The following is a 22,416-nucleotide window of genomic DNA, read 5'->3' as shown; positions in this document are numbered from 1 at the left end:
ATGAAAATCGTCGTGACTGGAAACATGGGCTACGTAGGTCCCTTGGTGCTGCGCCGCCTCAGAGAGTCGCATCGGGGAATCGAGTTGGTGGGTTATGACAGCGGGTTCTTTGCGCATTGTTTGACCGGTGCCCAGCGATTTCCTGAGAGCAGAGCCGACATCCAACATTTCGGTGATATCCGGCAGGTACCAGAAGAGGTTCTGCGCGGGGCCGATGCCGTGGTCCACCTTTGTGCGATTTCGAATGATCCAATGGGAGCGCTATTTGAAGAAGTGACGCTGGACATCAACTACCGTGCCAGTCTGGATCTGGCTGCTAAAGCGAAACGCGTCGGCGTAAAGGCATTCGTTTTCGCTTCCAGTTGCAGTGTATACGGTTTTGCCGAGGGAGGTCCGCGGCGCGAAGAAGATGCCCTGAACCCGCTTACGGCGTATGCAAAATCAAAAGTGTTCACGGAGCGTGATCTTGCCTCCCTAGCGTCTGATTCTTTCACCGTGACCTGTCTCAGGTTCGCAACCGCTTGCGGCATGAGCGACCGGCTGCGGCTAGACCTCGTGTTGAACGATTTTGTAGCGGGGGCATTGGTCTCCCAACGCATCAATATTCTGAGTGACGGCACGCCGTGGCGTCCCCTCATTCATGTCAAGGACATGGCAAGAGCCATCGATTGGGCCATTCAGCGAGATCACCGTGACGGGGGAAAATATTTGACGGTGAATGTGGGGAGTGACGAGTGGAACTATCAAGTCAAGGATCTGGCTGCTGCCGTGGCCAAACTCGTTCCGAACGTGGAGGTATCGGTCAACAAGGACGCACAGCCGGACAAACGTTCCTACCGCGTGAATTTCGATAAATTCACTAAGCTGGGGCAGGGATTCTTGCCGTCGGTAGACTTGCAAGGAGCGGTCGTCGATCTCCGCGATGGGTTGATGACCATGCAGTTCCGTGACCCTGAATTCAGGTCCGGAGAGTTCATGCGTTTAGTGACACTGAGACGACTTCGAGAAGTCGGCCAATTAAGTGACAATTTGATGTGGAAGGATCGTTCCTGAAGAGGAAGACCTAACCTACGCTGGATATTCGTCGGGATGAAAGGAGATGCAGATGGGACGATCACTGTGTCGGTCATGCGGAACCCCGCTTCAACACACATTCCTTGACCTCGGCATGTCTCCATTGGCGAATTCCTACATCAAGGCCGATCAGGCCAATCGTATGGAACCGTTCTATCCGCTGCACGCCTTTGTGTGTGAAAAGTGTTTGCTGGTCCAGCTCGAACAGTTTTCGAGCCCGCATGATATTTTTTCCGATTATGCGTATTTTTCATCGTTTTCCGATTCTTGGCTCGCACATGCGAAACGGTACGTCGATATGATCACCGAGCGCTTCCGTTTCAATTCAGAGTCGAAGGTCATCGAGATCGCGAGTAACGACGGATACCTTCTCCAAAACTTCGTCGCCAGGGGAATTCCCGTCCTGGGGGTCGAGCCTGCCGCGAATGTGGCGGAGGTGGCGAAGCAGAAGGGCATTAACACCACGGTGGCGTTTTTTGGCGAGAAAACCGCGATTGATTTGCGAGAGAAGGGCTGGGCGGGCGACCTGATCATCGGGAACAATGTCCTGGCCCACGTGCCCGATCTGAATGACTTCGTGAAGGGACTGAAAGTCCTGTTGGGCAAGACGGGGTTGATTACGATGGAATTCCCTCACTTGCTCCAACTGATGGAACAGAACCAGTTCGATACCATTTACCATGAGCACTTTTCGTATTTTTCCTTTCTTGCCGTTGAGAAGGTCTTTGCAACCCACGGGTTGAAGCTCTTTGATGTCGAGGAGTTGCCCACGCACGGAGGATCTCTTCGAATCTATGCGTGTCATGCCCAGGACAACTCGAAGCCAGTAGGGGAGCGTGCGAAGGCTTTAAAATCTCGCGAAGAAGATGCCGGATTTGCACAGTTGGCAAACTACATGTCGTTCCGTCCTCGCGTAGAAGCGACCAAGCGAAAACTGCTTTCCTTTCTCATCGCTGCCAAGGAGAAAGGAAAGCGAATTGCAGCCTATGGTGCGCCCGCGAAAGGCAATACGTTACTCAACTATTGCGGTGTCAGAACGGACCTCATCGACTTTACGGTGGATCGAAGTCCTCATAAGCAAGGTCACCTGTTGCCCGGCGTCCGTATCCCCATTCATGCACCCGAAATGATCCGGGAAGCACGGCCTGATTACCTTCTGATCCTGCCATGGAATATCAGGGAGGAAGTCATGCAACAGATGGCGCATATCCGGGAATGGGGTGGAAAGTTTGTGGTTCCTATCCCCGAAGTGACCGTTTACCCATGAAGTTCACTGAAACAAGTATTCAAGGCGCATTTCTTATCGAGCCGGTCCGGATGGTCGATGAACGGGGATATTTCGCCCGCACCTTCTGTGTGGACGAATTCGGTCAACATGGCATCGATGTCAGGTGGCTTCAAGCCAGTGTTTCCTACAACGAAAAAAAAGGCACGCTCCGGGGCATGCACTTCCAACTTGCCCCTCACGAAGAAGTCAAACTCGTCCAGTGCATCCGCGGAGCGATCTACGATGTCATTCTCGATCTGCGGCCATCCTCTTTAACATTTCGACAGCATGTGGCGGCCGAACTCTCCGCCGATAATGGCCTGATGTTTCTCATCCCAAAGGGGTGTGCGCACGGGTTCCAAACATTGGAGGCGCGTTCCGAAGTTTTCTATCACATGTCGGTTCTCTATTCGCCGGAACAGGCCCGGGGGGTTCGATGGAACGACCCGTGTTTTGGGATTGCATGGCCTTCGGACACCAGAACCATTTCGACTCGGGATCAGTCTTATCCGGACTTCCATGCTTGATTCGTAAACATTGCACGCAAATCCATGAAACTTCTTTCCCGGCTTGAACGGCTGACAAATGTGTCGCTCGGTATTCTTGCGGCATTCTTTGTCCTAATAGGTTTCGTTCTTGCGATTCTGCACGGATTTGGATTTCGCTATATCAGCCTCATCCTTCTCGGTCTCGGCTTTGGCGCCATGTTTGCGTTTTCTATAGCCGTGAGAGGAAGAGTAGTCATCTGCGCGGTATCGGTGCTGGGAACGGCCTTTGTATTCAATTTCATGATGTCGATAGTCGGTGCCGCCCATCGTCACGAACCCTCGTCAAGGTGGGTGGTCTCACAGTCGGGTGAAGAAACTCCGGACCGTGCTCAGATGGCTAGGGCGCTCGGTATTTCTTTCGACAAACGCAGCCGGCTGGAAGTGATGTTGGCGTTACGGGAACTTGGTGTCGATGCTTGGCCGTCCATCTCTCCCAGGGTTCTTCTGCGGGATTGGTGGACCCACTATTATGGTAATTGGCCTGTAGATGACCGCGAGTCCTTATTGAAAGTGGATGGGCAGGAATTCTTGCCCATCGGAGGTATCGCCAAGGCCTTCACGGTGTATTGCAATGAGAATGGATCGTACATCACATACGAAAGTGATGAACGGGGATTTGCCAACCCCAAGGGTCTGTGGAATCGGAAAGATGTCGAGATCGCTGTGGTCGGCGACAGTTTTGTTCATGGCGGGTGTGTCCACCGTAACGAGGCCTACGTCGGAGTCGTACGGCAACGGTATCCCTTGATCCTCAACCTCGGGAATGATGGTATCGGGCCGCTGTTTCAGCTTGCGACGATAAAAGAGTATCTTGTGTCGAGGCGGCCGAAGATCGTCGTCTGGTCGTATTTTTGCGGAAATGACTTGTACGATATGATCAAGGAACGGCGAACTCTGTTAAAAAGATATCTCGAGCCGGGATTTACCCAGCATCTCGAAGCGCGGCAGGATGTTATTGATCAAGCCTTGCGTGAACATGTCCAGACAGTGCTACTGAGTCGAGGCCTTTCGGCGGGGGTGGCGGAAGTTATGGACTGGTTTACCCATCCGTCCCTTCACACGGAAGACTGGAAGAGAGTCTTTAAGCTGTCATATGTGTTCGACCTTGTCGGTCTGGCAGGATCCAGAGCGAAGGAAATTTCCTCGAGCACCGCTCGGGCCGTTCCGTATCAGCCCTCGGTGGGGAAGGAGAATCTGGAGCTATTTAGATCGATCTTGCAAGAAGCAAAGCATACAGTAAACTCCTGGGGTGGGAAATTTGTCTTTGTCTACCTTCCGCGGTATGAACGGTATACTCCCGTTGGGGGCCAGCCCGACAGGGATGGCATCCTGGAGATCGTGAATTCTCTAGGCATCGAGTTGATTGATCTTCATCCTGTATTCGCAGACTCCGATGACCCCATGGAATTATTTCCATTGCGGCTCCCAACGCATTACAGCCCCGCGGGTTATCGATTGGTTGCAGAGCAACTTTTAGCCTATCTCGATCACTCCAATATCAAGCTGACGAAGGCTAACTCCGATAAAACCCGGCTGTTCTCCATGACCAAACCATGAAGATGCCTGTAGTGCCAATGGGCGTAGGGCATGAGATGCATCAGTTCGCGGGAGAACTGTATCCCATTTGCCGTAGCATTACGGGAGATGGGGTCCGGGAAACCTTGCGTCTTCTTCAGAAACGCATTCCACTGACAATCAATGAAGTGCCCACCGGAACCCCTATCTTTGACTGGACCGTCCCAGTCGAATGGAATATCTCCGATGCGTATATCAAGAATGTAAAAGGCGAACGCATTGTAGATTTCAAAAAATCCAACCTGCATATTCTGAATTACAGCGCCCCGATTCGTGCCCGGATGTCCCTTGCAGAATTGCGGCCTCATTTGTTCACTCTTCCGGATCGTCCGGACTGGATTCCCTACCGCACCTCGTACTACAAAGAGAACTGGGGTTTCTGTCTCAGCGATCGTCTTCTCAAACAGCTTCCGGACGGCCAATACGATGTGTGTATCGACTCAACGCTGAAGGCCGGCTCACTGAGTTATGGCGAACTGCATATCCCGGGTGCATCGACGGATGAGATCTTCATTTCCTGCCATATCTGTCATCCATCCCTATGCAATGACAATCTATCTGGAATCACCGTTGCGACGTGGATGGCGGAACTGTGTGCGCGTGAACGCCTCAGGCACACACTTCGATTTGTCTTCGTACCCGGTACGATTGGGTCCATTGCCTGGTTGGCTCAAAATAAAGAGCATGCAGAATGTATCAAGCACGGGATGGTTCTCACCGGCGTGGGCGATACAGGAGGCTTCACCTACAAGCGTTCACGACGAGGAAATGCGGTTATCGATCGTGCGATGGCACAGATTTTACGGCATTCGGGAAGGGACTATCGAATCATTGACTTTTTCCCCTATGGCTATGATGAACGGCAATACTGCTCCCCGGGGTTCAATTTACCGGTCGGCTGTCTGATGCGAACTCCCCATGGAGAATATCCGGAATACCACACCTCGGCCGATAATCTTGACTTCATCAAACCCGAATCGCTGGAGGATTCACTCTCGACATGTCTGAATGCAGTTTCGTTGGTCGAGAATAATTGGACCTACCGGTCGTTGAATCCGTTCTGCGAACCACAACTCGGTAAACGCGGGCTGTATAGGGCGGTCGGTGGAGACACCAAGGAGCCGGTGAACGAGCTCGCGATGCTTTGGGTGCTGAATCTCTCCGACGGAGCACAATCGCTCTTGGACATTGCCGAACGGGCCAATCTATCGTTCGACCTCATACGGACCGCGGCTGAACAGTTGCATCGCCATGGTCTGTTGGAACGATTGGGTAATTGATCAATGGGCAATCAATCCACAGCATGCTCGAGACGCATCTTTCTTCGTCGTGCATTTGTTACTGCCGGTATGCTGATCTGTGCAGAACCTATTGTCGCTCAAATTATGCGATTTGACGGTTGGGTGACGCGTGGTCACGCCCTTGCTGCAGAACCGCAAGAGGGTCGAGCGTACGATCGCTGTTCTTCAGTGAAGTGCCTATCTGAGAATGAACAGCAGATTCTTGAGGACTTGACCGCGGTTGTCATTCCTTCCGATGCAGCAGGTCCCGGCGCAAGAGAAGCCGGCGTTGTACATGAAATTACCCGCAAGGTGACCGCCGATTCGATTCTACAGCAGCGATACCGTGAGGGGTTGAGGGCGTTCGACGATATTGCCAGGAGCAGGTTTGGTAGCGGGTTCCACGAATTGAATGCTGAAAATCAAGTCAAGATGTTTTCAGAGGTCGACCAGGCGAGACAGCGAATATGGGTCCAGGCTGAGCCGAAATCATTCTCAGAGAAAATTCGCCGAAAGTTGGAACACTGGTATTATCGAAAGTACGTGGGGGTTACGGACGCAGCGCTGGTCCTTCAGGAACAGATGATCCGTGACGTCCCCGAGATATTCTATGCGACGGATATCGCCTGGAAATCTGTCGGCTATTCGGGTCCTCCTTTTCCTTTCGGATACGTGGGACGCCAATCCAGCTGCGCGGGGTGATCGCCCAGAGTCGTCTGCTATATGGCTAATCTTCAATCCAGAAAAGCACCGGTCGATGTCGTCGTTGTCGGATGCGGTGCCGGAGGAGCGGTTGTCGCGAAGGAGTTGGGTGAGGCTGGACTCAAGGTAGTCGTGTTAGAAGCGGGGCGACGGTTCGATCCCGCCATTGATTACCCGACCGATCAACATGACTTCGTAAAATCTGCGACCAAGATATTTTTTGAGCCGCCGGATCCACGCCAGAATCTCTATAGTGCAGGCGGAGAAGAGGGCTTTGTGTTCACCCGCGCCAAGGGTGTTGGCGGATCCACTCTGGCTTATCAGGCGCAAGTTCCTAGATTTCATGAGTCGGACTTTCGAACACGAAGCGAAGACAGCGTGGGTGAGGACTGGCCCATCACATACAAAGATCTGGAACCCTATTACACTCGGGTCGAATACGAATTGGGCGTTTCAGGGCCGGCGCCAGGAGATGCGAATCCGTATGATCCTCCTCGGAGTAAGCCTTTTCCGAATCCTGCCCATGAACTGAGCTGCGCGAGTAGAGTCATGCAGCGCGGTGCGAAGAAATTGGGGTGGGTTTGGGTTCAGATCCCTCTCGCTATCCCGACTCAGCCATGGGGGGGGCGTCCTCCTTGTATTCGTGCCGGAGTCTGCGGCTATGGATGTCGCATTCGAGCGAAGTCGAGCATGGACGTGACATATGTTCCGAAGGCCGAAGCGACCGGACGCGTGGAGATCAAACCGAATTGTATGGCACGGGAAATTACCGTGGGTCCGGATGGAAAGGCCAGAAGCGTTATCTATTTCGACTCGGAGGGCGCAGAACAAGAAATTTCAGCCCGTGCGATTATCTTGGCTGGAAATGCCGTAGAAACTCCGCGATTGCTCCTTCTGAGTACGTCCAAGCACTTTCCCAACGGTCTCGCCAATTCAAGCGGCACGGTGGGCCAGTATTTTATGGAACATCTCTCATCGGCGCTGACGGGCAGATTCGAGGAACCTCTCGATCCTTGGAGTGGTCCTCCGGGAGGAGGATATACCCAGCATTTCTATGCGACCAATCGGGACCATGCGTTTGCGCGAGGCTGGCAAATCATGATCAACCAGGACTGGTCGTGGCCGCAAGCGGTGGCCATGAACAATCCCGGATGGGGAAGCGCACACAAAGCCAGAGTCAAGAATCTGATCGGGCGCAGCTTTGAATTATCCGCTTGCGGTGAACAACTTCCGGATGTCAGGAATAGAGTGACCCTGAGTGCAACGCTGAAAGACCACAGGGGAATTCCGGCGCCGCACATTACCAGCGAGCATCGTGAAAACGATCGAAACATGATTCCGGCGTTTACAAAGTCTCTCAAGGAATTATTCCAAGCTGCTGGAGCGCGTGAGATCTTTGAACCTGAAGATCACAAGCCGGGAACCTCGGCTCACTACATGGGCGGGTGCCGAATGGGCATGAACGCAGGGACTTCCGTCGTTGATCGCTGGTGCCGCACGCACGACGTCTCCAACCTGTTTGTTGCTGATGGAAGCGTGTTCGTCACCGGGGCGGGCGCAAATCCCTCGTTGACAATCATGGCTCTCGCAAACCGGACGGCCGATGGTATGATTGCCTCGTTCAAGCGCGGGGAATTGTAACCATGCGCCGACTAAACATGGAATCGTGCATCTGTGAAGCCCGGTCACGGGAAGCGTTGACATAATTTACCGTCCGTGGCGGAGGACATGATGAACACTGTGTATTACGACTCATCGATGAGCGACGACGATAGGCGGCAAGCATTGTTCGAGGGACAATTGTTTGTCTACTCTCCCAGAAAGAGCACGTTGGCATTCATTGAATTTGCGCGCGGGCTTATCAGGGAAGCCTTCGCTCCTCACGACCCTGAATCGGCGCAGCATCTTGTTTCCGTGGAAGAATTTGCCGAAATTCTGATCAAGCTGAAACCCGGCTTCATCCATCACCCCCAATCGAAAGCGTTAATGCGGGATATTTTTACCGACATGGGGTGTGATTTGGAAAAGACGTATTTTGATGTGCCGAAAATGCGAAGTTCAACCAGCGACAACTATCTGACCACTGGAATTGCCTACGCGTGGCATCCGCATCGGGATACTTGGTATTCTGCTCCCCCGAGCCAGATTAACTGGTGGATCCCAATTTTTGATATCGAGTCCAACAATGCCATGGCGTTTCATCCGGCATATTGGACAAAGGGAGTGAAGAACAGCTCGAAGGGATACAACTACTATAAGTGGAATCTGCAGCATCGGGGTGATCACGTTGGAAAATTTCTCAAGGAGGATCCTCGTCCACTCCCGAAGCCGATCGAGACCGTTGAGCTTGACCCTCAGATCCGGTTGATTGCTCCCGCGGGGAGCATCATTTTGTTTTCGGGAGCGCAACTGCACTCGAGCGTGCCCAATACATCGGGCAAGACGCGCTTCAGTATAGATTTTCGAGTCGTCAATCTGGATGATGCGGCAGCAAAAAAGGGGGCGCCGAATATCGATTCTGAATGTACCGGTACCACGATGAGAGACTATCTTCGGGCAACTGATCATGCACATATCCCCAATGATATCGTGACCCTATACGACGATGAGACCAGCGACAGCGGTGAACTGATGTACAAGCATGAGGCCGGACATCACCACTGATCGTGGCCATTCGGGCTGCACGGCCATCGGGAGCCGCGACGTCGTCGCTCTTATCCCTGCAGCCGGCCATTCCAGGCGTCTCGCGCCGCTTCCCTGCAGCAAGGAATTGTTTCCTATAGGGCGAGGGCCGCTTCCCGGCATAATAGGAACGCGTCCGAAGGTCGCGAGCCACTATCTCCTTGAAAGCCTGAGGCAGGCTGGAATCCGCCAATGCTACATGGTTATCCGACAAGGCAAATGGGATATCCCGTCCTATTGGGGAGACGGAGCGTTGATCGGGATGGACATTGCGTATATTGCAATTGAAGGCTCCGGTGGTCCTCCTGAAACGATCGACAGGGCGTATTCATTCGTCAAGCGAGCAGTCGTGGCATTCGGATTTCCCGATATCCTTTTCCAACCGACGAGCGTATTTTCAAAATTGTTGAATCGGCTTGAGCGGCAAGGTGCAGACGTCGTACTGGGATTGTTCCCGGCGCATCAAGCTCAGGCTATGGATATGATCGACATTGGCCGAGACGGCAGGGTGCGTGACATCCAGTTGAAGCCGAGAAGGACGCGTTTGCGGTATGCATGGCTCTGCGCGGTATGGACTCCGACATTCACCGAGTTTCTGCACGGCTATCTGCGAGCATCTGACAGTCGTTCCCGTGCGGGCTCGGCCATGAATCGCAGAATCGATCCCCAGGGAGACCTTCCTGTCGGAGCAGTGTTGCAAGCTGCCGTGCGGAAGAAACTGCGAATCGAAGGGATCACCTTTGCGAATGGTAAGTATATCGATATTGGAACGCCCCAGGCACTCTCTGCTATCCCTGAGATCTTCTTATAACGTTGGTTTGTGCAGTCAATCATGCGCACATAGGAGGAAGTCGTGGCACAATTGCAGCGGCCGACATTTGCATACATGAACGGTCATCTCGTGCCCTGGGAACAGGCCTCTCTACACATCGGGTGCGAAGCGGTGACCCGAGGCCTGAATGTCTTCGAAGGCCTTAAAGGATACTGGCAGGCAGATGGAACATTCAAAGTCGTTATGATGCGCCATCACTATGAGCGACTGAAGAGGTCTGCACGACTCCTTCACATTCCCTGCGAATACAGTTTTGAACAGTATCATGAGGCGGTCAATCAACTCATCGGGGCCTTGGTAAGCACTGAGAAGGATATGTGGGCCCGCACAACCTTGTTTGTGACGGATGGGCATTGGGGAGAAAACACGGTGTCCGATCTCGTGTTGACGGCGTATCATCAGGAGAAAAAGCCGCCTCAATCGATCAAGATCGGTGTCAGCACATGGAGGAGAAGCAGCGACGTCGCCTTGCCGGCCCGCATCAAGACCAGCAGCAATTATCAGGTGTCCAGGTTGGCCAGGATCGAGGGCAAGCCTCTGGGCTGTGACGACATGGTGTTGCTCAACCAATCGGGTCGCGTGGCCGAGGCGACCGCCTCTTGTCTCCTGATGGTTCGTGATGAAACGATCGTGACAACCCCGGCGACGGAGGGCGCATTGGAGAGTATTACCCTCAAGATCGTCGAATCATTGGCCCATTCCATGGGAATCAAGTTTGTGAATCGACCGATCGACCGCACGGAGCTTCTGGTGGCGGATGAAATCGGTGTCTGCGGAACATTGCACGAAGTGACTCTGGCGACGTCGATCGACGGATTCGCTCTGTCAGAAAAATCTCCGATTCTCTCGACGGTACAGCGAAGATACCTCGATGCGGTGAGAGGGGTAGACCCGCACCCGTCAGTTGAATTGACACCGCTGCCTGCGGTGAAACGGATGGCATAGGCCGTACCAGATCATGGCTGCGATTGGTTGAAGGAGTGGGAATGAACAAGAAAGTGACGATCGCCATTCCTGTTTACAAGAGATTGGATTATCTGGTGGACGCTTTGCAGTCGGTGGCGTCCCAAGATTACGACAATATCGAGGTAATTGTATCCGATAATGGAGAAAATGGGACCGCAGTCAAAGCGCTTGCCGACAAGTATTACCCGCGGCCGTACCGGTTCAGGCAGAACCCGCAAACCGTTCCGCTTCCTGTTCACTATAATCAACTGATCGCCGAGTCAACAGGAGACTATTTTGCATTTCTGGACTACGACGACATGTTGAGTCCCAATTATGTGTCAGACCTGGTGGGTATTCTCGAACGTCATCCTGAGGTGGCGGTCGCTCTCGCCCGCGTGGAGGTGGTCGATGCCGCAGGCAAGTTCCTGCGAACCTCCTCCGATCGTATCCCTGAGTTCATGTCCGGGCCGGATTTTATTCGTTCTTGGAATGCCTATGGCTTCGAAAGCTACTCCACGGTCCTGGGACGTGCGGATTTCATCAAGGCGGATGGAGGGCATCCGCCGATACCGGGAGGTACGCACACCGACGACGTTATCCTGATCAAGCTGTGTCTCAGGGGCTCCGTTGCCATCAGTCAACGGAGCAGCTTCCGCTGGCGCTATAGTCCGGTCAGTTTCGGCTGGTCTCTGAAGTGTGCATCCCTCGCCGAGGATACCCGTGTCTATCTGAAATTTCTGGATTCCGATCCGTCCATCGCACGGTTTGCCGCTCAGCACCCCATGGAGTGGAGTAGTCTCAAGCCCATTCTGGCTCGCCTGGGATGGCAGACGTATCTCGAGCGATGGGAAGGCATGTACCGCGCGCAGGCGCCGTTGTTCCAGTGGATCAAGGGCGGCTTCGCATTGCCGTACATTCCTGAATATTATCGCGGCGTCGGATCTGCGCTGTGGTACGGCATTCGGGAGCGGATCATCCGGATGTTGAAGAGAGTGTGGTCGCCATCGAAGGTGTATTGAGTCCGCTTCGACAAGCAATGAAGATCGTTCATCTCAGTACATATGACATCAAGGGCGGTGCGGCGTTATCTGCCTACCGGCTCCATAGCGGTTTGTCCGTAATCGGACACGATTCATCAATGGTGGTGAAGTATCGTTCCGGACAGGACCCAAAAGTGATGGAGTATGTGCTGCCGATGAATCTGAGCAGCAGATTCCAACGGCGGGTGCGCCGAAACGCGATTGTCAAAAGTCTCAAGCCGTATGTCCGCACGCGGCCTCCCGGCTTCGAATTGTTCAGTGAAGACCGCACGCCTTATGGAGATTCAGTCGTTCAGCAGGTCCCTGCTTGCGATGTCATGAATCTCCATTGGGTGGCGGCATACGTCGATTATGAGCGATTTTTCCCCACAGCCTCCAGGCGGGCGCCGATTGTGTGGACGCTTCATGACATGAATGCCGTCACGGGCGGGTGCCACTATGATATGGAATGTGGATCATATAGGCAGCAATGCGGTTCCTGTCCTCAGCTCGGATCTCGAGAAGAACACGATCTATCACGGCAGGTATGGGAACGAAAAAAAGCTGTGATGTCCGGGATCGATCCGCGCCGAATCTGTATTGTCACGCCGAGCCGTTGGCTCGGACAGGTGGTTGCAAACAGTTCGATCTTCGGTCGGTTCAGGTTGGAGATCATTCCATACGGGATCAATCTCGAGGATTTCGCGCCACGCGATTGTGCAAGCGCCCGGGATGTCCTGGGCATTCCGCAGAACGCCAAGGTCATTCTATTTCTCGCGGAAGCAGTCGATAACCGAAGAAAAGGATTCGAGTTTCTCGCCAAAGCGCTTCTTGGCTGCGAACGATCGGTTGACCGTTTATGGCTTCTCTCCGTCGGGAACAATGCTCCGAGAATCGAAGCGGGTGTTCAGGGCTCACATCTGAATTACGTCGGGAACGACCGATTTCTCTCTCTGGCATACAGTGCCGCGGACGTATTCGTGATTCCTTCTCTTCAGGATAATTTGCCGAATACGGTATTGGAGGCGATGGCATGCGGAGTTCCTGTCATCGGATTTGATGTGGGAGGGGTTCGGGATATGGTTCGCCACGAGAAAACAGGCCTTCTCGTTAAACCCGGAGACATTGATGGACTGAGAGCTGCGATTGTCAGTCTGCTCACGAACGGAGCGAACAACAGGAGCAGGAGCATGGGACTGTATGCTCGACAGATCGCTTTGGAAGAGTATCCGCTTGTCCTTCAGGCGCAAAGGTACGGAGACCTGTACAAAGATCTGGTCGGATAACCCCAAATCGTTCGGACAGATTCACTGTTCTCACCGGCTGAAATCTCAAATCTACGATGAAGGTGTTAGACGCGCGCGTTGATAGGCGGCTGTTCATGATGCTCAGCGCGCTTGAACTGATCACGTGCGTATTCATCGTCACACTCTATCGATACAATTATAAACCTGATTGGTACTCATTTCTGTCCAGCCCGCCCGGATGGTTGTGCGCGGTAGCCGGGATGGGCGTTTGCACAGCGGCATCTCTAAGCATTTGGCGGGCACGAGCGTTGTCGTGGGCCTCTTTGAGACGCACGGTTATCAGAAATGGACTGATCGCGGCCCTGGTGATCGTACCGGCCGAATTTTCGGTGCGCTGGCTGGCATTCAGTGACCTCGCAGGACAACACATCGGGAAACTTTTGCTCAGGCCCAGGGACTGGGATGCGGTTGTGGATCGGTATTCTCGGATGCTTGATCAGTTTGAATCGGCGCCGACGTTTTTCGTAACCGATCCAATATTAGGTTGGACGGTGGGCAAGGAACGCCGAAGCCTCGATGGTTTGCTGATTAGCACCGCGGAAGGTATTCGGAGCCCGGCTGAGATCAAGACCTATGTAGGAAGTCACTCTGCATGTCGGGTGGCCGTTGTCGGAGATTCGTTCGCTCTCGCAGAACGGGTGCAGTTTCATGAGTCGTGGGGAGCCAGACTTGAAGGCCGTCTAAAACCGGATTGCCAGGTGTTGAATTTTGGAGTATCAGGCTACAGCATCGGCCAAATGTTCTTGCGGTTCAAGCAAGATATCCTACCCTGGCATCCCGACGTGGTTGTCGTAGCCTTTACGGATGGGGCGCTGTCCCGGACCATGGGTATGTATGGCTTTCTGGTTATGACGGATTGGGAATGCCCATGGGCACAACCCAGATTCACCATGGACGGGCCTCGCTTGGTCCAGGTGAATTCACCTCTCCCGCAACCTCGGGAAATATTCAGCCGAAAATCAATTCTCGAGCTGCCCTACATTTCCTATGACCGGTGGTATTTGTCCTCGGAGTGGGAACAGCGGTATTGGGACCTTGCATACAAGTCTTATGGCTTCCGTCTGGTGACTTCGCTCTATCCTCTATTTGAAACTGGTCGTGCTGAGGTGTCAGAGGATGCACTATGGGATGTGAATACTGCCTTAATCCGATCTCTGCAGGAGTTGGCGGCTGCAAACGGAACCGAACCCATCATTGCCTATCTTCCGACTCGTGAGGATCTCAAGCCGGATAAGAAGAAGGTCTATACACCTGCCCTCATGGAAGGTGTCGGGGGCACCTTTGTAGATGCGACGATGTGTTTGAAGACCGTCGAAGCCGATGAACGGTTCGTCATAAACAATTCTCATTACAGCGCTACAGGTAACCAAGCGATTGCCGACTGTCTTTTGCCTGATGTTCAGCATGCGTTAGCAAAGGGACGTGAGCATTCGAAGGAAAAGGTTCCGTCAGTTCATGGATAAGTCGTGCGGGGATCCATCGGTTTCAGTCCATGGTCGGCAATCCGAAGTCTCGGGAATGTCTTTCAAATGGGTGAGCGCCGCCCTCTACATGGCCGAGGTTCTGGGCATCGCGATTCTCATGTTGGCCTATCGTGCCGAAGGCAAGGCTGGCATCGGAGAATTTCTTTCCAGTCGTCCGGGCATGCTCGCACTCGTCGCTTCACTGGCTTTGTGTCTTGCCCTGGTATTCATTGTCCGAAGCTGTACATCCGCTTCGAAGAACGATCGGCGGGAATGCCTGTTTGCCATCTCGATGAATCTCGCTGTCGTGACCGTGATTGTGATCACCTCCGAGATTCTGCTTCGTATCCTGGTCGTCGAATCTACAACGGAGGAGCGGATCGGGGGAAAACTCCTTTATCCGAGAACATGGTCGGTCGTTGCAGGCAAGTTCAAGTCGATCCTGGAGCGCGCACAACAACAACCTACATTCTGGGTGGAAGACAAGGATCTTGGATGGACGATCGGTTCGAACAGGAAAAGTGCAGACGGGCTGTATTTCAGCAGTTTCGAAGGCTTGAGGAGCAGCGGACCCGGGGAATCGTTCGCGAAGGACTCTCCAGGCTGTACAATCGCGCTGCTCGGCGATTCGTTCACGTTTGGAGAAGAGGTTTCCAACGAGAAGTCGTGGGCCTACGCGTTAGACAAGCAGTTTGGTTCACAGTGTCGGGTGCTCAATTTCGGCGTGGGTGGCTATGGCATCGATCAAATGTATCTTCGCTATGTTCGAGACGTTCGCCAATGGAAGCCCGACATCGTATTGTTGGCGTTTGTAAACCATGACATTGTGCGCACATTCTCCGCGTACAGCTTTCTGCTATTTCCGGGAGGTGAAACACCGTTCGCAAAACCCAGATTCGTCCTGGAAGGCGAAGAGCTCCATCAGATCAATCATCCGCTCATCGGGGTGAACGAGATGTTCACGAAACCCTCGATACGCGAACTTCCATTTATCGATTACGATCTCAGTTACAATGAGACCGAGTGGGATCGTCCGCGATGGGCATGGCTCAATCGGTCCTATGTGTTCAGGCTTCTTATTTCTCTCTACCCGCTTCATGAGCCTGAGCGAGCGCAGGTTTCCGAAGATGAGTTGGAAAAGGTCAACCGGGTTCTCCTTCAAAAATTTCTGAGTCTTGCCGGGCAAGATCGCGCACGACCCCTGATTGTGTACCTTCCATCTGTGGGCGAACTGCCGGATCAATTGCCATATGAGCTCATAGGCCCCAAGACGCTCAGACGGGGCGAACTGCCGCATCTCAATATCCGTGAGTGTATGGCAAAGTCCTACAGCCCGGACGTGTTTATGCCTCCCGGGCACGGCGAACATTATTCAGCGGAAGGCAATCGCATCGCGGCTGAATGTATGAGGGACGCGGTCGAAAGAATGTTGCCGGATCGAAAGTCGTAGGAAGGTCATTCCCATGAAGGTCCTTGTGATTTCAGCCGCCTTCCCTCCCATGAAAGCCGGAGAAGCCGACCATACATATCGAATCTGCCTTGAGCTCGCGAAGAGAGGCCTTCATGTCGAGCTGTTGACGACCCACGGGAGTCGTGTCGATCCATCATTTCCGTTCACCGTTCATCCCTGGATGAATGATTGGTCCTGGCATGCAATGCCTCGGTTTGCCAATTTTGTCTCGCGCTGTGCGCCTGATGTCGTGCTATTTATCTATATCGGTTGGATCTATCAAGATCATCCCATGATGACATTCGCACCAACTGTCATCAGGAGAATACGATCTCAATGCCGGATAGTGACGCAATTTGAATATCCCATGGGATGCAATAACGACAAATTCTCATTACTCTCGCGCGTGGTAAGACGTCTTGCCGAACGATGGGCCGGACATGACGTCGACTATGTGTTCGGTACGCTGCTCCGCGATAGTGACGCAGTCATCGTCCTGAGCGACCGCCACAAGCAGATGTTGGCGGATCTGTCTCCATCCATTCACGGAAAGTTAACGCTGATTCCTCCGCCTCCGCTTCTGACCATCGCAAAAAACATCACCCCTGAATTGCGGCGGCAGGTCCGTTTTTCGCTTGGGTATACGCCAGCCGACGTGGTGTTCGTGTATTTTGGGTACATCTATCCTCCGAAAGGGGTAGAGACTCTCTTGAGAGCCTTCCATATAATTTGTGAAGGGCGTGAAAATGTGCGGTTACTGTTGATTGGCGGAGTGGTTGCGCATGAATATCCGGATCGGCCTGATTTCGCTCAGGAAATGCGCGAGTTGCCAAAGGAGTTGGGTTTTGACCGCCAGGTGAAGTGGATCGGAGCGTTTGAAACCGATAGCGACCTTGCCTCAAGATACCTATATGCGTCGGACATCTGCGTATTTCCGCATGACCTTGGAGTTTACCTGAACAATAGTTCCTTTGCGGGAGCGGTGGCGCATGGCTTGCCCACAGTGGCGACACGTGCCTCCCATGTTGAGCCGACTTTCATAGATGGTGAGAACCTCTTGTTTTGCACTCCGAAGTCTCCCGAAAGCATGGCGGCGGCCATGCGGCTTATCCTGGATGATGGCCAACTTCGAAAACGGCTTGCGCGAGGTGCCGCGAAATTGGCAAGTGAATGGTTCTCCTGGGAGACGGCGACGAACCACATGCTTCATGTACTCGGTGCGGGCGAGGTGGCAAGTCGGAGAGCTGCTTGATCATGACATACGAATCCCTCAGGGAGTAGGAAACAGGGGACGGCAGATCCATCTGCTGTTGTAAAAACAATGAAAAAACTGCTGGTCACGGGGTCCTCAGGCTTGATCGGTTCCGAAGTGTGCGGATATTTTTCTGCAAATGGATGGGCTGTGCATGGAATCGACAACAATTCGCGAGCGGAGTTTTTCGGGCCGAATGGAGACACTCGCTGGAATCAGCGTCGCCTTCAGGGTGAATTGCGAAATTTTGTCCACCATGAGCTCGATATTCGAGATCGCAAGAATGTGACAGCCCTTTTTGAGGAGTTGCGGCCCGATGCCATCGTTCATACTGCCGCTCAACCGTCGCATGACCTCGCGGCGAAAATTCCCTTCGAAGATTTCGATACCAATGCCGTGGGCACGATGAATCTTTTGGAAGCGGCCAGACTTCATGTGCATGCGTCACCGTTCGTGCATATGTCGACGAATAAGGTATACGGAGACGCTCCCAACGAACTGGCATTGGTGGAGCATGCAACGCGCTGGGATTATTCGCACTCGGAAGACTTTGCAGGCATTTCCGAATCGATGAGAATCGACCAGTCGAAGCATTCATTATTTGGGGCATCGAAGGTTGCTGCAGACGTCATGGTGCAGGAGTATGGCAGGTACTTTGGCATGATGACATGCTGTTTGCGAGGAGGATGCTTGACCGGTCCGAACCATTCAGGCGTCGAGTTACATGGGTTTTTGAGTTATCTCATTAAATGCAACGTCGAAGGTAAGCGATATTCTGTATTTGGATACAAAGGCAAGCAGGTTCGGGACAATATCCACTCGATGGACGTTGCGCGCTTTATCGATGCGTTCATTCAAAAGCCGAGATCAGGAGAAGTCTACAATCTGGGCGGAGGAAGGGCCAATAGTTGCTCGATCCTCGAAGCGTTTGAATTAGCCAGAGCCATCTCCGGGAAGGAAATGGTCTACGACTATGTTGACAAGAATAGAGAAGGCGATCATATCTGTTACATTAGCGATCTCGGTAAAATGAAGAAACATTATCCCGGCTGGGACATCACCAAAGATCTAAAAACCATATTCGAGGAAATCTATCTTTCCTGGCGCAAGCGAGACTCGCATCACTGAGTGATTTGAGTGCTTAGGGTATCCGTGAAGCTGAGCTCATCGAAATGCGATTCCGACGGCGTCCTTCCGTACTGAATATTCAATGAAAGTATTGGTCATTTCAGCCGCATACCCTCCTCTACATGCAGGGGAGGCCACGAACGCATTCTTCCTCTGCAAGCAGTTGGCGAATCGTAACCTTGATGTCCATGTTTTGACGACCCGCGGCAATATTGGAACGGGAGACTCCGGGATAACAGTCCATGCGGTGATGGACACCTGGTCGTGGAGTGAAACCAGCCGTCTCGTTGCATTTCTGAGACAATCCGCCCCGGATGCGATCCTTCTGATGTATCTGGGGCTGATGTACAATTTTCATCCCATGGTGACATTCATCCCGACCATAGCGAAGAGACTGTTTCCCTCCGTGCCGTTCGTGACACGTTTTGAGAATGTATGCTTGGCATCCGATCCCTCACGGGGCTCTCTTCTCTCGAGGGGATTTCGGAAATGGCTTGTCCTGCAATTGGCGGGAAAACACGACGTATCGTACAGCTACGGGACATTGTTGCGAGACAGTGATGAGCTCATTCTCCTCTGCAAGCAGCATCGCCAGTATTTGCAGGAGGAAAAGACGCCGATAGACGGCAAGGCTCAATTGATTCCGCCGCCTCCCAATATGCTCATGTGCAGCTTGTCCGATACCGATCGTCATGATGAGCGGAAAAAACTTGGGATCAATGCGGAAGACTTTGTCATCGCGTTTCTGGGTTATATCTATCCAGCCAAGGGCGTTGAAACGCTTTTGCGGGCTGTTGAATTGCTTGTACGCAAGAACGCGCGCGCAAAGCTCCTTTTTGTCGGTGGAAGATTTGGACTGGATGCAGATGGGAAAGACTCATATGTCCAACGCATGTATGATCTTGCAGGTCAACTCGGACTAAAAGACAACATCATATGGACAGGATCGTTCAAGGCCGAAGACGAAGTCGGATCGCGCTACCTTCGGACTGCGGATGCCGGTGTCTTTACGTTCGTCCAAGGGGTGCAACTGAACAACAGCTCGTTCTCCTCTATGGCGGCTCACGGACTGCCGATGGTAGCCACGAGAGGGCCATGGCTTGACGAGGCATTCGTCCATAAGGAGAATGTGCTGCTTTGCGAACCGAACGATCCCAATGCATTAGCGGCAGTCCTAGAAGAATTGATCGGCGATGAGAAGCTTCGCGATCGATTGAGAATCGGAGCTCTTAAGCTCTCGTCCGAATGGTTTTCCTGGGATCGTGCCACGGATCGGACGATAGGCCTGCTGACGCCGCGAAAAGCGATGACTGACGCTGACGCGTTGCAACCGAAATCTATCTGACGGACGGCCTCCTGCTTCTGCTCACCGTGTGTCGTTATCCTTGAATATGATAACCAGGCGGATTACGTTTGTGGTGCAGACGCCGGAATTTGGCGGTGCGGAAAAGCACTTGATCGATTTTGTCCGCAGAATGGACGATGCAATCCACTGCGTGATTCTCTGCTTCAGCGAGGATTTTTATACTCGGGCATTAGAGGACAGACCCAATGTACGGATTGAGAAGTTGCCCTTGATTCGGACGAACAAATTTCTCTCCTTTTGGCGCGTGTTTCTTCGGCACAGAAATGGAGTGCTTGTTTTCGTAAAAGGCGTATTCGATCACTATCCCTTGTCGGCCTATCTGGCCGCAAGGTTGTCCGGAGTGAAGAGGGTTATCGTTATTGAACATTTGATCGCAGATCCGGTCCCGCCACCTCAGAGCGGGCCGCCACTGGTACAAGTCGTCAAGAGACTATTCGGTTGGCGTACTCGATATCTCTTGGCCAGAAGAGTTCAATCGAGGCTCGGCCATTTGACCGTGTGTGTCAGTGAAGCCATCCGCCGACGGCTTGTCGAGGAGTATGGTTATCCGGCTGACCGGACCCTCACGATCCGCAATGGTATCGATTTGGCACGGTATTCCCCTGAAGCCGATCGCGAAGGTGTCTCCGAGCGCTGCATAAGAAACGATAGGACTATCGTATGTGCAGCCAGACTGTCTTCCGTTAAACGCATCGACCTATTGCTCGACGCTTTGGCACGGCTCAAAGAGCTGCATTCGGGGTGGCGATGCCTCATCTTGGGCACGGGCCCCATGCGGGACGATCTCTTGTCCCAGGCCCATCGTCTGAATCTTCTGGAGCATGTCTCGTTCATCGGACATGTTGATGATGTCAGACCGTTCTTGAAGCGAGCCGATCTGTTCGTGCTGACGTCCGACAAGGAAGGTTTGCCGCTCGCACTCCTTGAAGCAATGGCGATGGGCATACCTCCTGTGGTAACTGACGTCGGTGGAACCGGAGAGGTCGTCATAGACGGGGACAATGGCCGCATCGTCCAGCCTGGATCGGTTGAGGCTATCGAGCGTGCCATCGGATACATGCTCGATCATGAGGGCGAACGGAAGCGGATGGGACAAGCTGCAATGCTTCACATGCGGCGGCACTTCGATATTGAGCAGTCTATGGAACGATTGAGACAAGTAGTCTTGTCTCCATGCCCACAGTAACAAGCAGGTATACAGGTGATACAAGCATCAGAGCCGCTATCCTTGAGAGTATCGCATGAAGTCAGGGCGGGTAAACCTTGGAAGATTGCCTGGTGCCATACGGGCGACTCCGGAGGGTCCAAACGGGCTGCCTATGAGATGGTTCGGGAGCTCGCTCAGCGGGGCCATGTCATTGATGAATATATCGTTCGAATCGGTGAGCCCAACCTTTCTCATTGGCCGCTCGGCCCCCACGTGCGCGAATGCTTTCATCATCTCTCTGCTCAGAATACTACGGTCCTGAGACCGTATGTACTCCATGCGTGGGTCACACTGGCCCGCGATATGTTGAATGACCGATCACTGAAAGAGAGACTCAGGTCGATTGCCGTCGACATTGAATCGAGGCAATATGATTTCGTACATATCGATCATTGTTCTCCGAGTTATACGGTGCTGTTGACGACATTCTTGAAGCTCCCGACTGTCGTGTACAGTCACGAGGTGACCGGTATTCGCTACGTGCAGCGTGATACGCCGAAGCAATCATCCGAGTTATGGAGATTATATGACCGGGCGTGCCGATTGGCTCCCGGAATCTGGTCGGGCGTCAGAGAAACGAGGGATTTAGAGGGGCTGGCGAGAGCGGGAACCGTATTTACCAATTCATACTATTCGAAGGAAGCATTGTTCCAACGGTCACGTCGCTTTTCCTCAGTCTGCCGGTATGGCGTGGATACTTCGACATTTCGTCCATTGGGGCTGACGGTCGAACCGATGATTTTATCCGCGGGAAGGATTGTCGATGCAAAACAACACCATCTCGCTATCGATGCACTATCTCGCATCCCACAGTCTCGCCGACCGCGAATGGTCATTGCCACTCCTGAAGCAGTTACACATCAGGAAGACCCGGAATATTGTTCTACTATCATCTCATTGGCCAGGACGGCCGGCGTAGAGATGGAGATTCTCCGTCATCCCAGCGAAGAGCAGCTTGTTTCCGTCTATAATCGGGCGTTGGCGCTTGTATTTGTTCCCATTATGGAACCCTTTGGGTTAGTGGCGTTGGAGGCGATGGCCTGTGGAACTCCAGTCATAGGGATTAAAGAAGGTGGAGTTCGTGAATCCGTCGTCGATGGGCGGACCGGCATTCTCGTCGATCGGGACCCCGCCGAATTGGCTTTAGCCATTGATCTGCTGGTTGGGCAACGGGATGAACGAGATCGGCAAGGGCTGGAAGCATCGGAATATGTGAAGCGGGAGTGGACCTGGAAGCGGACGATTGACTGCTACGAAAGCGGAATTGAAAAATTGCTCGCTTCTGGTACTGTTCAAAAGGATTGATCCTGGTTACA

General features: G+C 53.0%; 19 protein-coding genes. All 19 read left to right on the top strand.

The genetic code is table 11. From position 1 onward, the window contains the following. The 19 genes from W02_RS06190 to W02_RS06100 all read left to right on the top strand — a co-directional run bounded on the left by W02_RS06190 (position 1) and on the right by W02_RS06100 (position 22,405). Positions 1 to 1,053 (top strand): NAD(P)-dependent oxidoreductase, encoded by a 1,053-nt coding sequence (locus W02_RS06190; RefSeq protein WP_173045808.1) that lies wholly within the window; start codon positions 1 to 3, stop codon positions 1,051 to 1,053. A gap of 52 nt (positions 1,054 to 1,105) precedes the next feature. Then, positions 1,106 to 2,341 (top strand): class I SAM-dependent methyltransferase, encoded by a 1,236-nt coding sequence (locus W02_RS06185; protein ID WP_173045806.1) that lies wholly within the window; start codon positions 1,106 to 1,108, stop codon positions 2,339 to 2,341. Next, a complete protein-coding gene (gene rfbC / locus W02_RS06180; protein ID WP_173045804.1) occupies positions 2,338 to 2,868 on the top strand; it encodes a dTDP-4-dehydrorhamnose 3,5-epimerase in 531 nt (176 codons plus the stop codon). The genes W02_RS06185 and rfbC overlap by 4 nt, the downstream gene beginning before the upstream one ends. Before the next feature lie 24 nt (positions 2,869 to 2,892). Continuing rightward, positions 2,893 to 4,446 carry a hypothetical protein gene (locus tag W02_RS06175; protein ID WP_173045802.1) on the top strand — a complete coding sequence of 518 codons (1,554 nt, stop codon included), beginning with the start codon at positions 2,893 to 2,895 and terminating at the stop codon, positions 4,444 to 4,446. Next, positions 4,443 to 5,744: a DUF4910 domain-containing protein gene (locus W02_RS06170; RefSeq protein ID WP_173045800.1), complete on the top strand. Its 1,302-nt coding sequence runs from the start codon at positions 4,443 to 4,445 to the stop codon at positions 5,742 to 5,744. The genes W02_RS06175 and W02_RS06170 overlap by 4 nt, the downstream gene beginning before the upstream one ends. A gap of 105 nt (positions 5,745 to 5,849) precedes the next feature. Continuing rightward, positions 5,850 to 6,446 carry a gluconate 2-dehydrogenase subunit 3 family protein gene (locus W02_RS06165; RefSeq protein ID WP_173045798.1) on the top strand — a complete coding sequence of 199 codons (597 nt, stop codon included), beginning with the start codon at positions 5,850 to 5,852 and terminating at the stop codon, positions 6,444 to 6,446. Positions 6,447 to 6,467: 21 nt separating this feature from the next. Then, complete coding sequence (locus W02_RS06160) at positions 6,468 to 8,087, top strand: GMC family oxidoreductase (protein WP_173045796.1); 1,620 nt, start codon at positions 6,468 to 6,470, stop codon at positions 8,085 to 8,087. A 90-nt stretch (positions 8,088 to 8,177) separates the two neighbouring features. Then, positions 8,178 to 9,110, top strand: coding sequence for a phytanoyl-CoA dioxygenase family protein (locus W02_RS06155; RefSeq protein WP_173051384.1), 933 nt, complete (start codon positions 8,178 to 8,180; stop codon positions 9,108 to 9,110). Further along, the gene (locus tag W02_RS06150; protein ID WP_197742157.1) at positions 9,088 to 9,939 is read left to right on the top strand and encodes a sugar phosphate nucleotidyltransferase; all 852 of its coding nucleotides are present in this window, start codon (positions 9,088 to 9,090) and stop codon (positions 9,937 to 9,939) included. Before W02_RS06155 ends, W02_RS06150 begins: the two co-directional genes overlap by 23 nt. Before the next feature lie 42 nt (positions 9,940 to 9,981). After that, positions 9,982 to 10,905: an aminotransferase class IV gene (locus W02_RS06145; protein ID WP_173045794.1), complete on the top strand. Its 924-nt coding sequence runs from the start codon at positions 9,982 to 9,984 to the stop codon at positions 10,903 to 10,905. A gap of 41 nt (positions 10,906 to 10,946) precedes the next feature. Then, positions 10,947 to 11,927 carry a glycosyltransferase family A protein gene (locus tag W02_RS06140; protein WP_173045791.1) on the top strand — a complete coding sequence of 327 codons (981 nt, stop codon included), beginning with the start codon at positions 10,947 to 10,949 and terminating at the stop codon, positions 11,925 to 11,927. Continuing rightward, on the top strand, positions 11,858 to 13,213 hold the full coding sequence (locus W02_RS06135; protein ID WP_197742156.1) for a glycosyltransferase family 4 protein: 1,356 nt from the start codon (positions 11,858 to 11,860) through the stop codon (positions 13,211 to 13,213). The genes W02_RS06140 and W02_RS06135 overlap by 70 nt, the downstream gene beginning before the upstream one ends. A 95-nt stretch (positions 13,214 to 13,308) precedes the next feature. Continuing rightward, on the top strand, positions 13,309 to 14,697 hold the full coding sequence (locus W02_RS06130; RefSeq protein WP_173045789.1) for an SGNH/GDSL hydrolase family protein: 1,389 nt from the start codon (positions 13,309 to 13,311) through the stop codon (positions 14,695 to 14,697). After that, positions 14,690 to 16,147, top strand: a complete 1,458-nt coding sequence (locus tag W02_RS06125; RefSeq protein WP_173045787.1) for an SGNH/GDSL hydrolase family protein — start codon at positions 14,690 to 14,692, stop codon at positions 16,145 to 16,147. Before W02_RS06130 ends, W02_RS06125 begins: the two co-directional genes overlap by 8 nt. A gap of 13 nt (positions 16,148 to 16,160) precedes the next feature. Beyond that, on the top strand, positions 16,161 to 17,399 hold the full coding sequence (locus W02_RS06120; protein ID WP_173045785.1) for a glycosyltransferase family 4 protein: 1,239 nt from the start codon (positions 16,161 to 16,163) through the stop codon (positions 17,397 to 17,399). 69 nt (positions 17,400 to 17,468) lie between these two features. Next, positions 17,469 to 18,527 (top strand): NAD-dependent epimerase/dehydratase family protein, encoded by a 1,059-nt coding sequence (locus W02_RS06115; RefSeq protein WP_173045783.1) that lies wholly within the window; start codon positions 17,469 to 17,471, stop codon positions 18,525 to 18,527. 82 nt (positions 18,528 to 18,609) lie between these two features. After that, positions 18,610 to 19,872, top strand: a complete 1,263-nt coding sequence (locus tag W02_RS06110) for a glycosyltransferase family 4 protein (RefSeq protein ID WP_173045781.1) — start codon at positions 18,610 to 18,612, stop codon at positions 19,870 to 19,872. Positions 19,873 to 19,942: 70 nt separating this feature from the next. Continuing rightward, the gene (locus tag W02_RS06105) at positions 19,943 to 21,079 is read left to right on the top strand and encodes a glycosyltransferase (protein WP_173045779.1); all 1,137 of its coding nucleotides are present in this window, start codon (positions 19,943 to 19,945) and stop codon (positions 21,077 to 21,079) included. Positions 21,080 to 21,094: 15 nt separating this feature from the next. Beyond that, positions 21,095 to 22,405, top strand: coding sequence for a glycosyltransferase family 4 protein (locus W02_RS06100; protein WP_173045777.1), 1,311 nt, complete (start codon positions 21,095 to 21,097; stop codon positions 22,403 to 22,405). Positions 22,406 to 22,416: the final 11 nt, after the last annotated feature.

Origin of the sequence: Nitrospira sp. KM1, assembly GCF_011405515.1 — a bacterium.
GTDB lineage: Bacteria > Nitrospirota > Nitrospiria > Nitrospirales > Nitrospiraceae > Nitrospira_C.
Note: the sequence above shows the minus strand (reverse complement) of the source record. Positions and strands in the feature narration are given on the sequence as shown.